The sequence below is a fragment of the Mycobacterium sp. NGS56 genome, from assembly GCF_059812425.1.
This window is the reverse complement of the sequence record NZ_JCALCQ010000001.1, coordinates 966,416-982,663: the sequence shown is the minus strand read 5'-3', so window position 1 is coordinate 982,663 and position 16,248 is coordinate 966,416. Positions and strand designations below refer to the sequence as shown.

The window sequence follows — 16,248 nt, the reverse complement described above, 5'->3', positions numbered from 1 at the left end:
AAATCGACCAGGGCCGGTCGCGTCAGCCGAGCAACAGCGCGGGATCGCCGCGGCGGCGATACACCGAACCGAACCGGGCGTCCAGACGCAACCACGTCGGCAGTATCCGGACCCGGATGAACTCGTCGGCGGCGACCGCATCGGGCGCCTGCGGCAGAAACCCCATCGCGGTCAACGCGAACACGCAGCGCATGGGCAGTCCCACCTGCACGTCGGCCGAGCTGACCTGAATGACCACCTGATCGAGCAGCGAGGAAGGCGGGCCATGAGAACTGCCGTGCTGCTTGGCAAGTTCGGCGCCGCGTTGCGCCAAGTCCAGCACCACCCGGGCCGGTATGTCTTCGAGATGGGTGAAGCCGGATTCCGGCGGCAACGCACCCCGCCACGCGGAATCCATCGCGAAGCCGGGATCGACGTAACCCGAGGCACCCATCGCGGAAAGGCCGCGCGCCAGCGCATCCGCGGCCACCGAGAGATCGCCCGGCCGCACCTCGCCGACCACTACCCGGCTGGCCAGCACGTCGAAACCCGTTGCGACCCAGGCGGTCAGCAACCCCGGGGATCGGGTTCGAAATCGGATGATCGCGGCTTCATCGAGTCGCAGCGCGCGGTCGACGAAGGCGGCGAGATCCGTGCGGTGGGCGTCCCTGGCGTCGGCGCCCAGCCATAGACCCCGGTCGGCTACCTGATCCACCGCTGCAGATACTCCCGGTGTTGTGGCGAGAGGCGCACCAGTCGCTGCTCCTCGATGTGCACGGCGGCCAATTGCGACTCGGCGATGACGGCGGGCTTCGACTCGGTAGCCGCGGCGACCGAGCGCACCTCGTAGCCCAGCGTAAAGTCGACCGCCCGCAACCGCTTGGTCCACATGGTGACCTGCAGCGGCGAATCCACCAGGCGCAGCTGGTCTTTGTATGTCACCTTGACTTCGGCGATGAGCAACCCGATGGTTCTGATGTCGACCTCGAACGCTTCGCGCAGGAATTGGACACGCGCCTCCTCCAGGATCGTGACCATGGTGGCGTGGTTGATGTGCTGATACATGTCGATGTCCGACCAGCGCACTGGCACGGGCGCGACAAAGCCGACGCTCAACTCGATGATCCTCTTCCACTGGTGCGGGTCATGCGACGGATTTGTCGCGCGGCGACTGACAGCGTGGCGAGATCCTTGTTCCCGCTTTCCTGGATCTCGATGAGCGTGCGGCGGGCCCGCTCGACCCTGGAGGCACTCAGGTGTTCCCACTCGGCGATCTTCTCTTCACCACTTTCGTCCGGCTCCCCTACGGCGAGCACATCGAAGCACAGCGATCGCAACGACGCATAAATGTCGTCGCGAATCGCCAAGCGCGCCAACGAGTGCCACCGGTCCTGGCGGGGCAGTTCGGATACCGCGGTCAAGAGGCCATCGGTGCCGAGCCGGTCCATGAGCGCGAAATAGGTGTCGGCGACCTCGGCGGCATCGATGTCACTGATGTCGCCGATGTCGATGATGTCGAGCAGGCTGAAGCGGTAGAGCCCGGCGGCCACCGAATAGGCGAGGTCCTCGGGCGCACCCTGGGAGGTGAATTCCGCGGCTTCCTTTTCGACGATGGCCTTGTCGTCGCCGCGCAGCCACTCCGACATGCGGGGCGTCAGCGCCTGGACCTTGGCGGCGAACCGGTTGATCTCGGCGCCGACCGCCAGCGGCTGCGGGCGGTAGTTGAGCAGCCAGCGTCCGGCACGGTCGATCAGCCGCCGGGTGTCCAGCGTGAGCCGATCCGACAGTGCGACGGGTAGATTCGCAGCGCGGATGTGCCGCCATGTCGCTCCTACCCCGAAGATCGCGTCGGTGGCGACGTAGGTGCGCACCGCGTCGACCGATCCGACGCCGACGTCTTCGACGATCCGGAAGGCGTAGCTGATGCCGGCGGAGTCCACCAGGTCGTTGATCAGCATGGTGGTGACGATCTCGCGCCGCAGCTGATGCGCGCGGATCTCCGGAGTGAACCGCTCCCGCAAGGGTTTCGGGAAGTACAGGGGCAGTCGCGAGGCGAACACATCCTGCTCGGTCAGCTCGGTCTCGAGCATCTCCTCCTTGAGCCCCAGCTTGACGTGCGCCATCAAGGTGCACATCTCCGGTGAGGTGAGCCCGATGCCTGCCTCGGCCCGCCGGGCGATCTCTTTCTCCGACGGCAGAGCTTCCAGGTCGCGGTGGATGCCGCGCTGGTCCACCAGATACTGAATCATCCTGGCGTGCACCGGCAGCAGGCTCGCAGCGTTCGCCCGGCTGGTGCCGATCAAATCGTTCTGGTCGGCATTGTCGGCGAGCACCAGCTGAGCGACCTCGTCGGTCATCGATTCCAGCAGCGGTTTGCGCTCTTCGGGCTTGACCTTGCCGGCGGTCACCAGGGAGTCGATCAAGATCTTGATGTTGACCTCGTGGTCCGAACAGTCCACACCGGCCGAGTTGTCCACGGCGTCGGTATTGATCCGGCCACCCGCCAAATCGAACTCGACGCGACCCAGCGCGGTCACGCCGAGGTTGCCGCCTTCGCCGATCACCTTGGCGCGCACTAGACTTCCGTTGACCCGCACCGGATCGTTGGCGCGGTCGCCGACATCGGAGTCGGATTCGGATTCCGCCTTGATGTAGGTGCCGATGCCGCCGTTGAACAGCAGATCCACCGGCGCCTGCAAAATCGCCTTGATCAGATTCGGCGGGGTCATCTCGATAACCCCCTCGTCCGACCCCTCGATGCCTAACGCGTCGCGGACCTGCGGGCTGACCGGGATCGCCTTGTGCTCACGGCTGTACACGCCGCCGCCGTCGCTGATCAGCGACGTGTCGTAATCTTCCCAGCTGGACCGCGGCAGGTCGAACATCCGCTTGCGTTCTTCCCACGAACCCGCGGGGTCGGGGTCGGGGTCTAGGAAGATGTGCCGGTGGTCGAAGGCGGCGAGCAGTTTGATGTGCTTGCTCAGCAGCATGCCGTTGCCGAAGACGTCGCCGCTCATATCGCCGATCCCGACCACGGTGAAGTCCTCGGTCTGCGTGTCGACATCCATCTCCCGGAAGTGCCGTTTGACGGCCTCCCAGGCCCCCCGGGCGGTGATACCCATGGCCTTGTGGTCGTAGCCGACCGACCCGCCGGACGCGAACGCGTCGCCGAGCCAGAAGCCGTAGGACTTCGCGACATCATTGGCGATGTCGGAGAAGGTGGCGGTGCCTTTGTCCGCCGCCACCACCAGGTAGGCGTCGTCGCCATCGCGCCGGACGACGTCCCTTGGCGGGCTGACCTTTCCGGTCGCATGGTCGACGTTGTCGGTGACGTCGAGCAGTCCGGAGATGAACAGCTGATAGCAGGCGACGCCCTCGGCGCGGCTGGCGTCGCGATCGGCGGCGGCGTCGCCGGTGGGCAGCGGCGGCCGCTTGAGGACGAATCCCCCCTTGGCGCCTACCGGCACGATGACGGCGTTCTTGACCGCTTGCGCCTTGACCAGGCCCAGGATCTCGGTGCGGAAGTCGTCTCGACGGTCCGACCAGCGCAGGCCACCGCGGGCCACCGGTCCGAACCGCAGGTGCACGCCTTCGACGCGCGGTGAGTAGACGAAGATCTCGTATTTGGGGCGCGGCAGTGGTAGTTCGTCGACCAGCTGGGCGTCCAGCTTGATCGCCAGCACATTGCGCGCCCTTGCCGAATCCTCGCTCCTGACAAAGTAATTGGTGCGCAAGGTAGCCTGTACAAGCGATGCGAAGGCACGCAGAATGCGGTCGGTGTCCAGCCCCACCAGTGCGTCGACGTCGGCGGCGACCGCCGCGGCGGCGGCCTGCGCATCGCGGTTCGCCGAGGAATCGGGGCTGGGGTCGAACAGCGCCTCGAAGAGCGCGACCAGCGACCGTGCGGTCGAGGGGTGTTCGTTGAGCACCGACTCTATGTGGGACTGGCTGTAGGGAAAGTTCGCCTGTCGCAGATACTTTGCGTAGGCCCGCAGCAGCACGACCTGTTGCCATCGAAGGCCCGCGCGCATCACCAGCTCGTTGAACCGGTCGATCTCGAGGCGGCCCTGCCAGATCGCGGTGACCGCGTCCGCGAACAACTCGGCCATCGCGTCGCGCTCGGCTTGCGTCGAGGCCAGCTGGATGGTCGGGTGCGGTGAGATCTTGAACTGATAGATCCACACCGGCAGCCCGTCGGGTCGGTTGACCGTAAAGGGGCGCTCCTCGAGCACTACCACACCCATGCTCTGCAGCATCGGCAGCAGCTCGCTCAGCGAGGCGGTGCGTCCGCCCAGGAACCAGGTCAGCTGCGCGGTCCCGTCATCGCTTTCGACGAACACCAGCTTGACCGAGTTGTCCTGCAGCTCATTGATGATGGCGATGTGGTCGATCGCATCGGCCGGGGTGACCGCCTGCTTGTAGACCTCGGGGAAGGCGGCCGCGTAGTACTCGGCGTCAGCGTGCCCCGCCGAGCCTTCCGAGGCCGCCGCGACCAGTCGGTCGGTCCAGGTACGGGCGGCTTCACTGAGCAACGCCTGAATGCGGATCCGGTTGTCTTCGGAAACGTCGACCGGTGCGGCGCTGGGCCCATCGGAAGGCAGGCGAACCATGAAATGCATTAGCGCCCAGGGTGATTCACTGACCCGAGCAGTGAATTCCAGTCGGGTGCCGCCGAATTCGCGCACCAGGATGTCCTCGATCTGCAGCCGCACCGCGGTGGTGTAGCGGTCCCGGGGCAGATACACCAGGCAGGAAACGAAATACTGCAGGCGGTCGGCGCGCAGAAACAGCAACGCGTTTCGTTGCGGTCCCAGATCCACTACCGCCTTGGCCATCGCCAGCAGTCGTTCGGCACCGAGGGTGAACAGCTCCGAGCGGGGAACGGTCTGAATGACGTCGAGCAGCAGCTGCCCCGGATGAATCGGGTCACTGTCGGCCATCGCCAGCGCATCACGCACGCGGCGCGAAATCATCGGAATCTCAAGGACATCGGCGTTCATCGCGGCCACCGTGAACAGGCCGACGAAACGGTGCTCGATCACGGCACCGTCTACGTATTCACGAACCGCGATCGCATACGGGTAGGCGCCGTAGCGCAGATAGCTGCCCACCACGGACTGCGCCAACACCAGCAGTCTGCCGTCGTCGGTCAGCCGGGGGCGCGAGCCGGTGCGGGTGCGCAGGACGCCGAGGCCGGGTGTCCCGTCGCCGGAGACCTGTCCGTCGTGCACGTGGCAGCGCTGATAGCCGAGCAGTAGGAAGTTGCCGTTGCCCAGCCAGCGCAGCAGCGCCGCGACGTCGTCGCGGTCCGGTGCCGAGAAGTGGTCCTCGGCGTTGGCCTCGACTTGCGCGGCCAGATCGTTGAGCGCGGCGATCAGGCTCGCCGCGTCGCTGGCGACCTGTTGAACGTCGGCCAGCACCCTGGGTAACAGCCGTTCGACCTCGGTGAGGCCCTTGCTGTCGACCGACGGCAGCAGCTGCACATGTATCCACGCCTCGCCGGCGTATTGCGATGCGCCTTCCGCTTTGGCTTCGACCCGCAGCAGGTCGCCCTCGGGGCTGCGCTTCACCTCGAACACCGGCGTCATGATCGCCGTGTATGGGACGCCGAGCCGGTGCAACAGCACGGTGACGGAGTCCATCAGCATGCCGCCGTGATCGGTGACGACTTGCAGGGCAGGCCCGAAGCCAGCTGGGTCTTCCGCCGAGTACACCGCGACGCGACTCTCTCCGTCGGGGCGGTGCAGGCCAAGGCGATAGTGCGCGCTCAGCATGGCCGGGGTCACGATCGCCGCCGGCACAGTCAGGTCGATGGGTCTGGTTTCCGCGCCCCCCGACTCGTCGCTATGCGGACCCCGATAGCTCTCGACGTAGGCTTTCGAGATCCACTCAGGAATGTCCTGCTGCCGGGTGAAGCTGGTCCACGGCTCGAGACCTTGTCTGGCTCCGGGATCGATCGTCATGCCGATAGCTCCCAACTGGCGACGGTTGTCAGGGCGCTCCGTCGCCCCGTTCCGTGGCAATGCGGGGCAGAGCCGACACTAGTCGCGCGTCAGCTTGCGGTGGGTCACTCTGTGCGGCCGCGCCGCTTCGGCACCGAGCCGCTCGACCTTGTTCTCCTCGTATGCACCGAAGTTGCCCTCGAACCAGAACCATTTGGCCTCGTTGTCGTCGTCACCCTCCCAGGCCAAGATGTGCGTGCAGGTGCGGTCCAGGAACCATCGGTCGTGCGAAATCACCACCGCGCAACCGGGAAATTGCTCCAGGGCGTTCTCCAGCGAACTCAGCGTTTCGACGTCGAGGTCGTTGGTGGGCTCGTCGAGCAGGATGAGGTTTCCGCCTTGCTTGAGCGTCAGCGCGAGGTTGAGCCTGTTGCGCTCGCCACCGGAGAGCACGCCGGCCGGCTTCTGCTGATCTGGTCCCTTGAACCCGAACGCCGACACGTAGGCCCGCGACGGCACCTCGGTCTGCCCGACGACGATGTGATCCAGCCCGTCCGAGACGACTTCCCACACGTTCTTGTTGGGATCGATGCCGGCGCGGGTCTGGTCGACGTAGCTGAGCTTGACGGTCTCGCCGACCTTAACCGTGCCGCTGTCCGGCTGCTCGAGACCGACGATGGTTTTGAACAAGGTGGTCTTGCCGACCCCGTTGGGGCCGATGACACCGACGATGCCGTTGCGCGGCAGGGTGAAGGACAGGTCCTTGATGAGGGTGCGGCCGTCGTAGCCCTTGTCGAGGTGCTCCACCTCGACCACCACGTTGCCCAGTCGCGGACCGACGGGGATCTGGATCTCCTCGAAGTCGAGCTTGCGCGTCTTCTCGGCCTCGGCGGCCATCTCCTCGTAGCGCTGCAGCCGCGCCTTGCTCTTGGCCTGACGCGCCTTGGCCCCGGAGCGCACCCACGCCAACTCCTCGGTCAGCCGCTTCTGCAGCTTGGCGTCCTTGCGTCCCTGCACCGCCAGCCGCTCGGCCTTCTTCTCCAGATACGTGGAGTAGTTGCCCTCGTACGGGTACGCGCGGCCACGGTCCAGTTCCAGAATCCATTCGGCGACGTTGTCCAGGAAGTACCGGTCGTGGGTGACCGCCAAGATCGCGCCGGCATAGGAGGCGAGATGCTGCTCTAGCCACTGCACGCTCTCGGCGTCCAGGTGGTTGGTGGGCTCGTCGAGGAGCAGCAGGTCGGGTTTGGACAGCAGCAGCTTGCACAGCGCAACGCGGCGACGCTCACCACCGGACAGATTGGTCACCGGCTCGTCGGGCGGGGGGCAGCGCAGCGCGTCCATGGCCTGCTCCAGCTGCGAATCGAGGTCCCACGCGTCGGCGTGGTCGAGCTCCTCCTGCAGCCGGCCCATCTCCTCCATCAGCTCATCGGAGTAGTCGGTGGCCATCAGCTCGGCGACCTCGTTGAAGCGGTCGAGCTTGACCTTGATCTCGCCCAGGCCTTCTTCGACGTTGCCGCGAACGGTCTTCTCCTCGTTCAGCGGGGGTTCCTGCAGCAGGATGCCGACGGTCGCGTCGTTGGCCAAGAAGGCATCACCGTTGTTCGGCTTGTCCAGGCCCGCCATGATCCGCAAGACGCTCGACTTGCCGGCGCCGTTGGGGCCAACGACACCGATCTTGGCGCCTGGATAGAAGCTCAACGTGACGTCGTCCAGGATCACCTTGTCGCCGTGCGCCTTGCGGACCTTTTTCATCGTGTAGATGAACTCAGCCATGCCGCGGTTATGCCTTTCTGATTTGCGAGTGATCTCGCGGACCATCCTAGGCATCGCCCGGTAGCCCCAGCCCCGCGCCCGAGCCGAGGCTCAGGCGGGAACGGAAAGCGGGGCCTCCTCGGTGGCGTCACTTGTGCCGGCCGGATCGTCACCGGCCAGCTCGTCCTCGCCGCTAACGTCCACGGCATCGGCGGGAGTTCCCGGCGCCTTGCTTTCCTGCCCGGAAGACGGACCGGTATAGCCGGGCTTTTCGATGCGCACGATGACGCGGGACAGGTCCGGCCCGACCGCGGTTGCCCGCATCTCCACCGACGAGCGGCGGTTGCCGTCGCGGTCCTCGTATTCGCTGGTGTACACGTGACCCACCACGATCACCGGTGCCCCCTTGCCCAACGCGGCACCCACCCCGGTGACCAGCTTTCCCCAGCAATTGACCGTGACGAACAGCGAGTGCCCGTGCTCCCAGCCGCCGTCACCGGTGCGCCGGCGCGAGTTGCTGGCCACCCGGAATTTGAGGACCTCTTGGTCGCCGACCTTGCGGCGGGCGGGGTCGTTGACGATGTGACCGACGACCGTAAGCGGGGTTTCAAACATGAGCTGATCCCTTCTCGATTGCAGTTGGCTATGGCTGCCAGTAAGCACCGCGCTACCGACGACGCCGCGGGCAACGGGGGCCGAAAACCCGACGGGCCGGGCGTCGCTGGGGAAGAAATCGGGACTGTGGATCAGTCCGGATCAGCGGGGGTCTGGCCGGATCGGTTGGGCTTGTCGCCCCGCGCCAACTGCGCCAGCATCGCGTTGTAGGCCACCAGGTCAGCGTCATCGTCGCGTTCGGCGGCCCGGTCCAACCGCGTGGCGGTGCGCCGATCGCTGCGCGCCCACTGGATGAGGAGCGCGAGCATGACGATCACCAGCGGGAATTCCCCCGCCGCCCATGCGATCCCCCCGCCCAGGCGCTGGTCACCCAGCAGATCGGTGTGCCAACCCAGGCCGAGCGAGCGGTAATAGTCTGCGGCGAGCACCTTCTTGGTGCCCATCAGCACCACCCCGAAGAAGGCGTGCAGGGGCAGTGATGCGAACACCACGGCCACCTTCGCCAGCGGCGGGAGCGGCCTCGGCGTCGGATCCACCCCGATCACCACCCAATAGAACAGGTAGCCGCTCAGCAAAAAGTGGGCGTTCATGGCTAGATGCCCGGCGTGGCTGCTCGCGGTGATGTCGAAGAGGTTCGACAGGTACAGCCCGTAGAACCCGGCGACGAACAGCACGGTGGCCACCACTGGGTTGGTGAGAAATCGGGACAAGCGGCTGTGCAGCGCGGCCAACAGCCACTCCCGCATGCCCGGCGGATCGTCACGGCCGGCCGCGGGCAGCGCCCGCAAGGCCAGCGTGACCGGGGCGCCGAGCACCAGCAGGATCGGGATCAGCATCGACAGGCACATGTGGACCACCATGTGCATGCTGAACATCGCCGGCATGTAGCGCCCCACGCCCGACGACGTGGCGAACAGCAACACCAAGCAGCCGAGCAACCAGGAAAAGGTCCGCCCCGGCGGCCACTTGTCACCGCGGCGGACCAGCCGCACCAGCGCCGCCACATACAGGGCGGCGAAAACGAGGGCGGCGGAACCGAAGATCAGGTCGAACCGCCAGTCGAACAGGATGCGCGCCACGGTGGGCGGCCCGTCGAAGTCGTAACCGATCTCGGCTTCGGGAATCGACGGCAGCCGAGACGGCGGTGGCGGCGGCGGGGTGCGGCCCAGCCCGACGGCGATGCCGAACGTCAGGCCGAAGACGGCGGCCTCGATCAGCGTCAGCCGAAGCAACGCACCACGTGCTCGCGCCGGGCTCGGATCCGCTTGCAGCGCAGCCACACTGACACGCCGCTGGCGCCAGCCGAGCGCGCCCAAAAGGCACAGCGCGACGAATTTGGCGGTCACCAGCCGCCCATAGTCGGTGCTGAACAGGTCGGACGGCGGCACCCGGACCAGGGCGTTGACCAGTCCACTGAATGCCATCGCGACCCAACACCACAGCGCGATCATCGAGAAACGCCGGGCGGCCAGCCCGAGGTGACCACCGCGGCGCAGGGCGTTGGCAAGCACGGCGAGCAGACCACCGGCCCACAGGCTGGCGGCGACCAAGTGGATCAGCAGGGCGTTGGTGGCCAGGTCGTGTGAACCGCCGGCCGACGAGTGACCGGTCAGCCCCAGCGGAATCAACGTCATCACCGACGCGGCGAGCAGCACCGGCGCCCACGACCAGCGCAGCACCGACAGGCTCGCCAGCGTGATCACCGCGGCGAGGATCGCGGTCCAGCGCCAGGCCGAGGCGTTGGTGATCAGACCCGCCAACGACCACATCCGCATCGCACTGATGTCGGCGACGGGATGACCGGACACGTCAGAGATGGTCAGCGGGACAAGGAGTGCGGCACACACCGCCCACACCCCCGATGCCACCGTCCCGAGCCGAAGGGCCCGATAGCCGCCGGCGTCGAGCACACCGCTGCGCTGCGGCGGCACCAGAAACGCGGCGAACAGAAACGACCCGACCGCCAGCACCGCGGCGATCTCGCCCACCGCCCGGACGAACGGTAGGCCTAGCGTGGTCACCTGGCCCGGATCGGGTAGGCCCGTCACGGTCAGCGCGCTGGCCAGCGAGAGCGTCCCGATGCCGGCGGCAGTGCAGCCCGCCAGCATGGCCACCCCGACCAGGACCGGCCACACCAGCGCGCGGCGCTGGGTTGAGCGCTCGGTCGAGGCCTTGCCGGCTGGCGGGGCGACGGTCATAGGTCCAGGGTATGGGCGGGCCCGCCGGCTAGTGGGCCTGGCTGTCCAGAAGGTCCCGACGGGCCCTGTCCTCCCGGGCCACGAACTGATCGCGCGCGATCTGCCCCACATAGTTGAAGTCGTGCAGGATGTCGCGCAGCTCTTGCAGGAAGGCGCCTCGCCTTTCCGCCAGGTCCGGCGCGGCCGCGATCAAGTTCTGGTCCTCGACAACCTGCCGTGCGGTGGCGAACAACAACGTCGACACCGATTCGCTGCTGCGGATCCTGGTCTGCGCCACATACTGCCGGCCCACGCCCAACGCCAAGGCGGTCAGTTCCTTGTGTCCGATGTCGGCCGGTGCGTCGCGCAGGACGTCGGCGACGATCTCATAAGCCTCGAAGAACACCCGCAACATCGCTTCCGCCATCAGCGGACGCTTGGCGAACAACAGCGAGCGGATTTCGTCGCCTCCGGCGGCGACATGGGCTTCCCAATTGGCGTGCCACGCCATCTCTTCGGCGATGTTGTCCCGGAACGTCGCCGAGTCCGCGAAGTAGAAGTCGAACTTCAGCAGATCGCGCAGTCGCATCGTCTGGGTCCAGAAGGCCTCCATGCGGTCGCCGTCGGCGTGGCGGGCGTGTGCCAGTGCGAGTTCGACGATCGACGTCTCCAAAAAGGCGTGGATCACCGAGTTGCGGTAGAACGCTGCGGCGTGCTGTTCGTCGGGCGCGATGCGCCACACCGGTTCCCGGCCGCCGTCGACCCTGGTGATGGGGTGTCCGTGGGACAACGCATCGACCGCCGCGCGCACCCCGTCGTGGGTGCGCAGCCGCAAGGCGCTGGTGGACATCGGGTCTTGTTTGCGTTCCAGGTAATCCAACGAGTCCTGCAGGGTGTGGTGCAGCTGACCGAGCGTCAACGCCGCGCCACGGGTGGTCAACAACAACGCGCAGACCAGTCCCGTCGCCGTCACCGGGGTCGCCTGCAGGATCCGCCAGGCGACCTCGAACGACATCTTCTGCAGCGCAAGCCGTTTGGCGTCCGGATCGTGGGTCAGCGGGCCGTGCGGTGCGCCCAGGTACTGCCGCATCGACACGGCTTCGGGGAATCGGACGTAGATCTTGCCGTAGTTGCGTTCACCCTGCGCGCGGATGAAGTTGTACAACCAGCCCACGCCTTCGGGCGTCTTCTCGCCGCCGCGGGCGTAGGCGGCGTATTCGGCGGTTTCGTGCAGCTGGTCAAAGCTGATCGAGACCGGTTGCAGCAGAATATCTTCGCTGCGGCCATCCAGATATGCGTCGGCGACGTAGGCCAGCAGGCCGAGCTTGGGTGGCAGCATTTTTCCGGTGCGCGAGCGGGTGCCCTCGATGGACCAGCTCAGATTGAACCGCTTCTCGACGATGTAACCGACGTATTCGCGCAGCACGTACTTGTAGAGCTGGTCGTTGCCGATGTTGCGACGGATGAAGATGACACCGGATCGCCGTAGCAACGGCCCCATCACGCCGAACGACAAGTTGATGCCGGCGAACACGTGCACCGGCGGTAACCGGTTCTCCTGCATGGCGACCGGCACCACGGCGCCGTCGATGTAGGACCGGTGGGAGAACAACAGCACCGCCGGGTGAGCTTCCAGGCCGGCCCGCATTGCCGCAACCTGATACTCGTCGTAGTCGATCTCCGGATCGAACCCGCGGCTGAGCATCCTGCCGAGGACCCCGACGAGGTCGACCGACGCCCTGCTCCAGCCGGTGGCGAGTTCGTCGAGCATCTTCCCGGCTTCGTCGACGGTGGCGCCGGGAATCTTGGCCAGGCCGACGCGAAACCGGTTGGAGGCCAGAATCTCCGGCTTCACCAGCCGAGGCGACTTGTACTGCGGTCCGAGGATCCGATATTCAACCCGTTCCATCGCCAATATGGCGCGGCGGATCACGAATTGGGCGAAGTCGTTCTTGTCTTCTCCGACGGTGGTGTCGCGCCATTGCCGGCGAAGTTCGGACACCGTGGCCGCCTCGCCGGCTACCACCCGGGCACGCTGGGGAGCGGTCCGCACGATCTGTTCTTGCTGACGGTGGTTGGGGTGGTAGGGATCACGGCCGGGGAGCAGCCCGACCAGCTTGGCAAATCGGCCACGATCCGGTTCCGGCAGCCAGAACACTCGCACCGGCACGATCGAACGGTCTTCCCCGGATTCGAGCTGCTCGGCCAGGGCCGTCATCGCGTCCGGCGGCGCATCGAGCGCCGGCAGTTTCACCAAGCCGAAATTCGCTCCCGGATGGTCGCCGCGCTGGCGATCCAGCCACGCCGTCACCAGTTCCATCTCGACCGGTGAGGCCATCGACGCCAATACCAGCGAGTCTCGTGCGGTAAGGACCGCGCTGCTATCTGCAGCCGGTTCGGTCACGGACGCCCTCGGGGCGGCGATTCCGGCGCCTCGGCGCTCACGGTCGCCCCCTCGGGCGCGGGTCGTTGCGCCTCGCCGTCTTTCAGGGCGGCCTGGGATTCATGGGGGTTTACCTTGGGCGCCTTCGCTTTCGGCGCGGCCTTCTTGGCCGGCGTCTTCTTCGGCGCGGCCTTCTTACCCGGCGTCTTCTTCGCCGGCGTCTTCTTGGCGGGCGTCTTCTTGGCCGGCGTCTTCTTGGCGGGTGCCTTGGCGGTCCGGCTCTGGGCGTTGTCTGCCGCCTTCTTCTCGGCGTACAGGTCGACCTCAGGAAGCTCGTCGACGGGCCAGTTGGCGAGCGTGTCCAGGTACAGCTGGCGAACCTCGGCGATCCGCTCCGGCAGCGTCTCAAGCGTCCAGTCCTGCACCGAGATCGGCGGAAAGACCGCGACATCGACGGTGCCCGGGTTGATCACCGTCGAGTTGCGGGCGGCGACCAGCTCGGCGTTGCGGATCACGATCGGGACGATCGGGATGCCGGCGGCCATCGCAATCCGGAACGGCCCCTTCTTGAATGGACCTACCTCGGTCGTGTCGACTCGGGTGCCCTCCGGGGCGATCACGATCGAAAGCCCCCTGCGGGCACGGTCTTCGACTTCGTGCAGCATCTCCACCGCGGCAGTCTGGTCATCGCGGTCGATGAACACGCCGTCCACCAGCCTGCCGACGGTGCCCATGATCGGGTCTTTCTGCAGTTCCTTCTTGCCCACACCCACCCAGTTGTCGCGCACCAGCGCACCGGTGATGACCGGGTCAACCTGGTTGCGGTGGTTGAAGATAAAGACCGCCGGGCGTTGCGCGGTGAGATTCTCTCTGCCGATGACGTTGAGATGCACGCCGGCAATCGCCAGCGACAGCTGGGAGAAGTTGGAGGTAAAGAAGTTGACGCCGCGGCGCCGGTTGCGGGTCAGCACACCGATGCCGACCGCGCCTGCGGCGACAGGGAACATCGAGCCGAAGCCGGCGAGAGTCCGCAACTGCCGGCGCAGGCCCACCGGGCCGCGGCTGCTGAATCGCAGGATCGGCCATCCGCGGCGCTTGGCCACCGCGGCCATCTTGCCTTCGGGATTCGTCGGCCGCGGGTTGCCGACAAGATACATCAGGGCGACGTCTTCGTCACCGTCGGCGTAGAAGTAGCTGTCTTTGAGATCGATGTCGTGCTCGGCCGCAAAACGTTGTACCGCAGCGGCTTTGCCAGGTCCCCACAGGATCGGCTTCTGGACGCCACCGGTGAGCATGCCGTCGTCGGTGGTCTCGAACTTGTTGGTGAGCATGTTCGGAATTCCGAGGAACCGCGCGACCGGGTTTACCTGAATGGTCAGCGCCGACGAGCTGAGCACGACGGTGTGGCCACGAGCCATGTGCGCCCGCACCAGCTCGCGCATCTCCGGGTAGATCCGCGACTCGATCCGCTGGACGAACATGCGCTCCCCGATCTCTTCCAGGTCGTCGAGCAGTCGACCGGTCAGCGCGGCGGCGGCCTTACCGATGAGGTCCTCGAATTCGATACGGCCGAGGGTGTGACTCAGGCCGGCCTGCACCATGCCGAGCAGCTCCCCCACGCCCATGTCGCGGCGCAGCAGCCGCTCCTGGGTCAGGATGAGCGCGGTGAACCCGGCGACCAGTGTGCCGTCCAGGTCGAAGAAGGCGCCGATCTTGGGGCCCGTGGGGCTGGCCATGATCTCGGCCACCGAGCCGGGCAACCGCATTTCCTGCCCGGTGTTTTGGGTTCCGCGGTCGTCGGGCTGCTCGGTCGACGCGCTCATGAGCCGGCCACCGATCGCGAGGACACGGCCGGCTCGGTGAACGAGGCGGGCACCGCCCGCGGTGGTGGGTCACCGGCCAGCGCCAGGATCTCGTCGAAGCCTTCGAGCAGGCATTGGGCGAACAGCGCCTCGTTTCGCACCGAGGCCCTGTCGTAGCGCACGGTGATGGTGCACCATCCGCCGCGCGAAATCAGCACCACCATCATCGCTACTCCAGGCAGCGGCCCAATACCGTACTGCCGCAGCACTTTAGCACCGGCGATGTAAGTGTCGCCCGGAAAGACCGGTACGTTGCTGGCCTGCACATCGGATCCGATCACCGAGCCGGTGATCCCTTCGAGCACCGCGGTCGGCAAGACGCTGAGCACCGGAGCGATCGAACCGATGATGTTCATCGCGGGCTCGTCGCGCCGCTGCGTCATCTGAGCGCGGATCTTTTTCATCCGGGAGACGGGGTCGGCCGTACCGATCGGCGCCGCTAGATTGACGCCGGTGAATCTGTTGCCGCCGGCCGTATCCGCTTCGGCCCGCAGGTTGACCGGCACCGCCATCGGCAGCGTGCTGATCGGCACGCCGAACGCCTGGTGGTAACGGCGCAAGGCGCCGCACACCCCCGCAAGGTAGGCGTCGTTGATTGAGCCGCCACCGGCCTTTGCGGCTTTGTGCAGGTCGGAAAGCGAGATGTCGATGGCCTCGCTACGGGTTGCGAGGCTGCGCCGTCGTAGCAGGGGCGACGGCTCTGCAGCCCGGTTGAGCACCCGCATGCCCGACACGGCGTACCTGACGATCCCCGAAACCGTCGCCGTCGGCTCCAAGACCGCCCGCCCTGCCGCCGCTACCGCGCCGGACAGTGCGCTCATGGCGCCGCCGACAACGGCGAACGGCAGGTGGTTAATGCCCTGGCGCATCAGGTCATTGGACGTCAGATCCTGCGGTACGGGCAGCGGCAGCGTCGGCTTGGCCGGCGGATTGCGCTCGAGGTCATAGATTTCGGCGAACATTTGGACCCCGCCGACTCCGTCGGTGACAGCATGGCTGACGTGCAGCAGCGCCGCGGCCTTGCCGTCGGCCAGACCGTCGACCAGGGTGGCCGTCCACAGCGGCCGCGAAATGTCCATCGGCGACTGCAGGATGAGCTCGGCGAGGTCGAATACTTCACGCAGCGTGCCGGGCTCGGACACCCGCACCCGGCGCACGTGGAAGTCCAGGTTGAAATCGGGATCGACCACCCAGCGCGGCGCCGCGGTCGGCAGAGAGGGCACGACCACCTTTTGCCGTAGCCGCAGCACCCGTCGCGATGCGTTCTCGAATCGGGTTCGAAACTGTCCCCAGTCCGGTGTGGTGTCCAGTAGCTCGAGAGCCATGATCCCCGACCGGGTGCGGGGGTTCGCCTCTCCCCTGTGCAGTAGGTAGTCGACCGGCCCGAGCTCGTCGGACAGCTTCATCGCCTCGACGGACTCAGTCATTGTCATCAGTTCGACGCGCCAACCTTGTCACCGTCGATCAAGCCTCCTGCCTTGGACCCACCAACTCCACTGGTCTACCCAACGCTAGTCGGGTTACCGCGCTGGTGA

At 66.4% G+C, this 16,248-nt stretch carries 9 protein-coding genes; all 9 read right to left on the bottom strand.

Features of this window, described 5'->3' with window-relative positions:
- Positions 1–22: 22 nt before the first annotated feature.
- On the bottom strand, positions 23–694 hold the full coding sequence (locus AC5Y4F_RS04560; RefSeq protein WP_499995305.1) for a DUF8185 domain-containing protein: 672 nt from the start codon (positions 692–694) through the stop codon (positions 23–25).
- Complete coding sequence (locus AC5Y4F_RS04555; RefSeq protein ID WP_067938904.1) at positions 682–1,095, bottom strand: acyl-CoA thioesterase; 414 nt, start codon at positions 1,093–1,095, stop codon at positions 682–684. Before AC5Y4F_RS04555 ends, AC5Y4F_RS04560 begins: the two co-directional genes overlap by 13 nt.
- On the bottom strand, positions 1,092–5,942 hold the full coding sequence (locus tag AC5Y4F_RS04550; RefSeq protein ID WP_067938906.1) for an NAD-glutamate dehydrogenase: 4,851 nt from the start codon (positions 5,940–5,942) through the stop codon (positions 1,092–1,094). The genes AC5Y4F_RS04555 and AC5Y4F_RS04550 overlap by 4 nt, the downstream gene beginning before the upstream one ends.
- A 78-nt stretch (positions 5,943–6,020) precedes the next feature.
- Positions 6,021–7,697 (bottom strand): energy-dependent translational throttle protein EttA, encoded by a 1,677-nt coding sequence (ettA, locus tag AC5Y4F_RS04545; protein ID WP_067939056.1) that lies wholly within the window; start codon positions 7,695–7,697, stop codon positions 6,021–6,023.
- 90 nt (positions 7,698–7,787) lie between these two features.
- Complete coding sequence (locus tag AC5Y4F_RS04540; RefSeq protein WP_067938909.1) at positions 7,788–8,291, bottom strand: single-stranded DNA-binding protein; 504 nt, start codon at positions 8,289–8,291, stop codon at positions 7,788–7,790.
- 131 nt (positions 8,292–8,422) lie between these two features.
- A complete protein-coding gene (locus tag AC5Y4F_RS04535; RefSeq protein WP_067938911.1) occupies positions 8,423–10,489 on the bottom strand; it encodes a bifunctional copper resistance protein CopD/cytochrome c oxidase assembly protein in 2,067 nt (688 codons plus the stop codon).
- Between the two features lie 28 nt (positions 10,490–10,517).
- Positions 10,518–12,872 carry a glycerol-3-phosphate 1-O-acyltransferase gene (locus AC5Y4F_RS04530; RefSeq protein WP_067938913.1) on the bottom strand — a complete coding sequence of 785 codons (2,355 nt, stop codon included), beginning with the start codon at positions 12,870–12,872 and terminating at the stop codon, positions 10,518–10,520.
- Positions 12,869–14,674: an HAD-IB family hydrolase gene (locus AC5Y4F_RS04525; RefSeq protein ID WP_067938915.1), complete on the bottom strand. Its 1,806-nt coding sequence runs from the start codon at positions 14,672–14,674 to the stop codon at positions 12,869–12,871. Before AC5Y4F_RS04525 ends, AC5Y4F_RS04530 begins: the two co-directional genes overlap by 4 nt.
- Complete coding sequence (locus AC5Y4F_RS04520; RefSeq protein ID WP_156750203.1) at positions 14,671–16,140, bottom strand: WS/DGAT/MGAT family O-acyltransferase; 1,470 nt, start codon at positions 16,138–16,140, stop codon at positions 14,671–14,673. The genes AC5Y4F_RS04525 and AC5Y4F_RS04520 overlap by 4 nt, the downstream gene beginning before the upstream one ends.
- Positions 16,141–16,248 lie beyond the last annotated feature (108 nt).

Coding starts and splice junctions, on each gene's coding strand:
- AC5Y4F_RS04550 (WP_067938906.1), bottom strand. CDS start 5,942: ATGACGATCGATCCCGGAGCCAGACAAGGTCTCGAGCCGTGGACCAGC.
- ettA (WP_067939056.1), bottom strand. CDS start 7,697: ATGGCTGAGTTCATCTACACGATGAAAAAGGTCCGCAAGGCGCACGGC.
- AC5Y4F_RS04540 (WP_067938909.1), bottom strand. CDS start 8,291: ATGTTTGAAACCCCGCTTACGGTCGTCGGTCACATCGTCAACGACCCC.
- AC5Y4F_RS04535 (WP_067938911.1), bottom strand. CDS start 10,489: ATGACCGTCGCCCCGCCAGCCGGCAAGGCCTCGACCGAGCGCTCAACC.
- AC5Y4F_RS04525 (WP_067938915.1), bottom strand. CDS start 14,674: ATGAGCGCGTCGACCGAGCAGCCCGACGACCGCGGAACCCAAAACACC.
- AC5Y4F_RS04520 (WP_156750203.1), bottom strand. CDS start 16,140: ATGACTGAGTCCGTCGAGGCGATGAAGCTGTCCGACGAGCTCGGGCCG.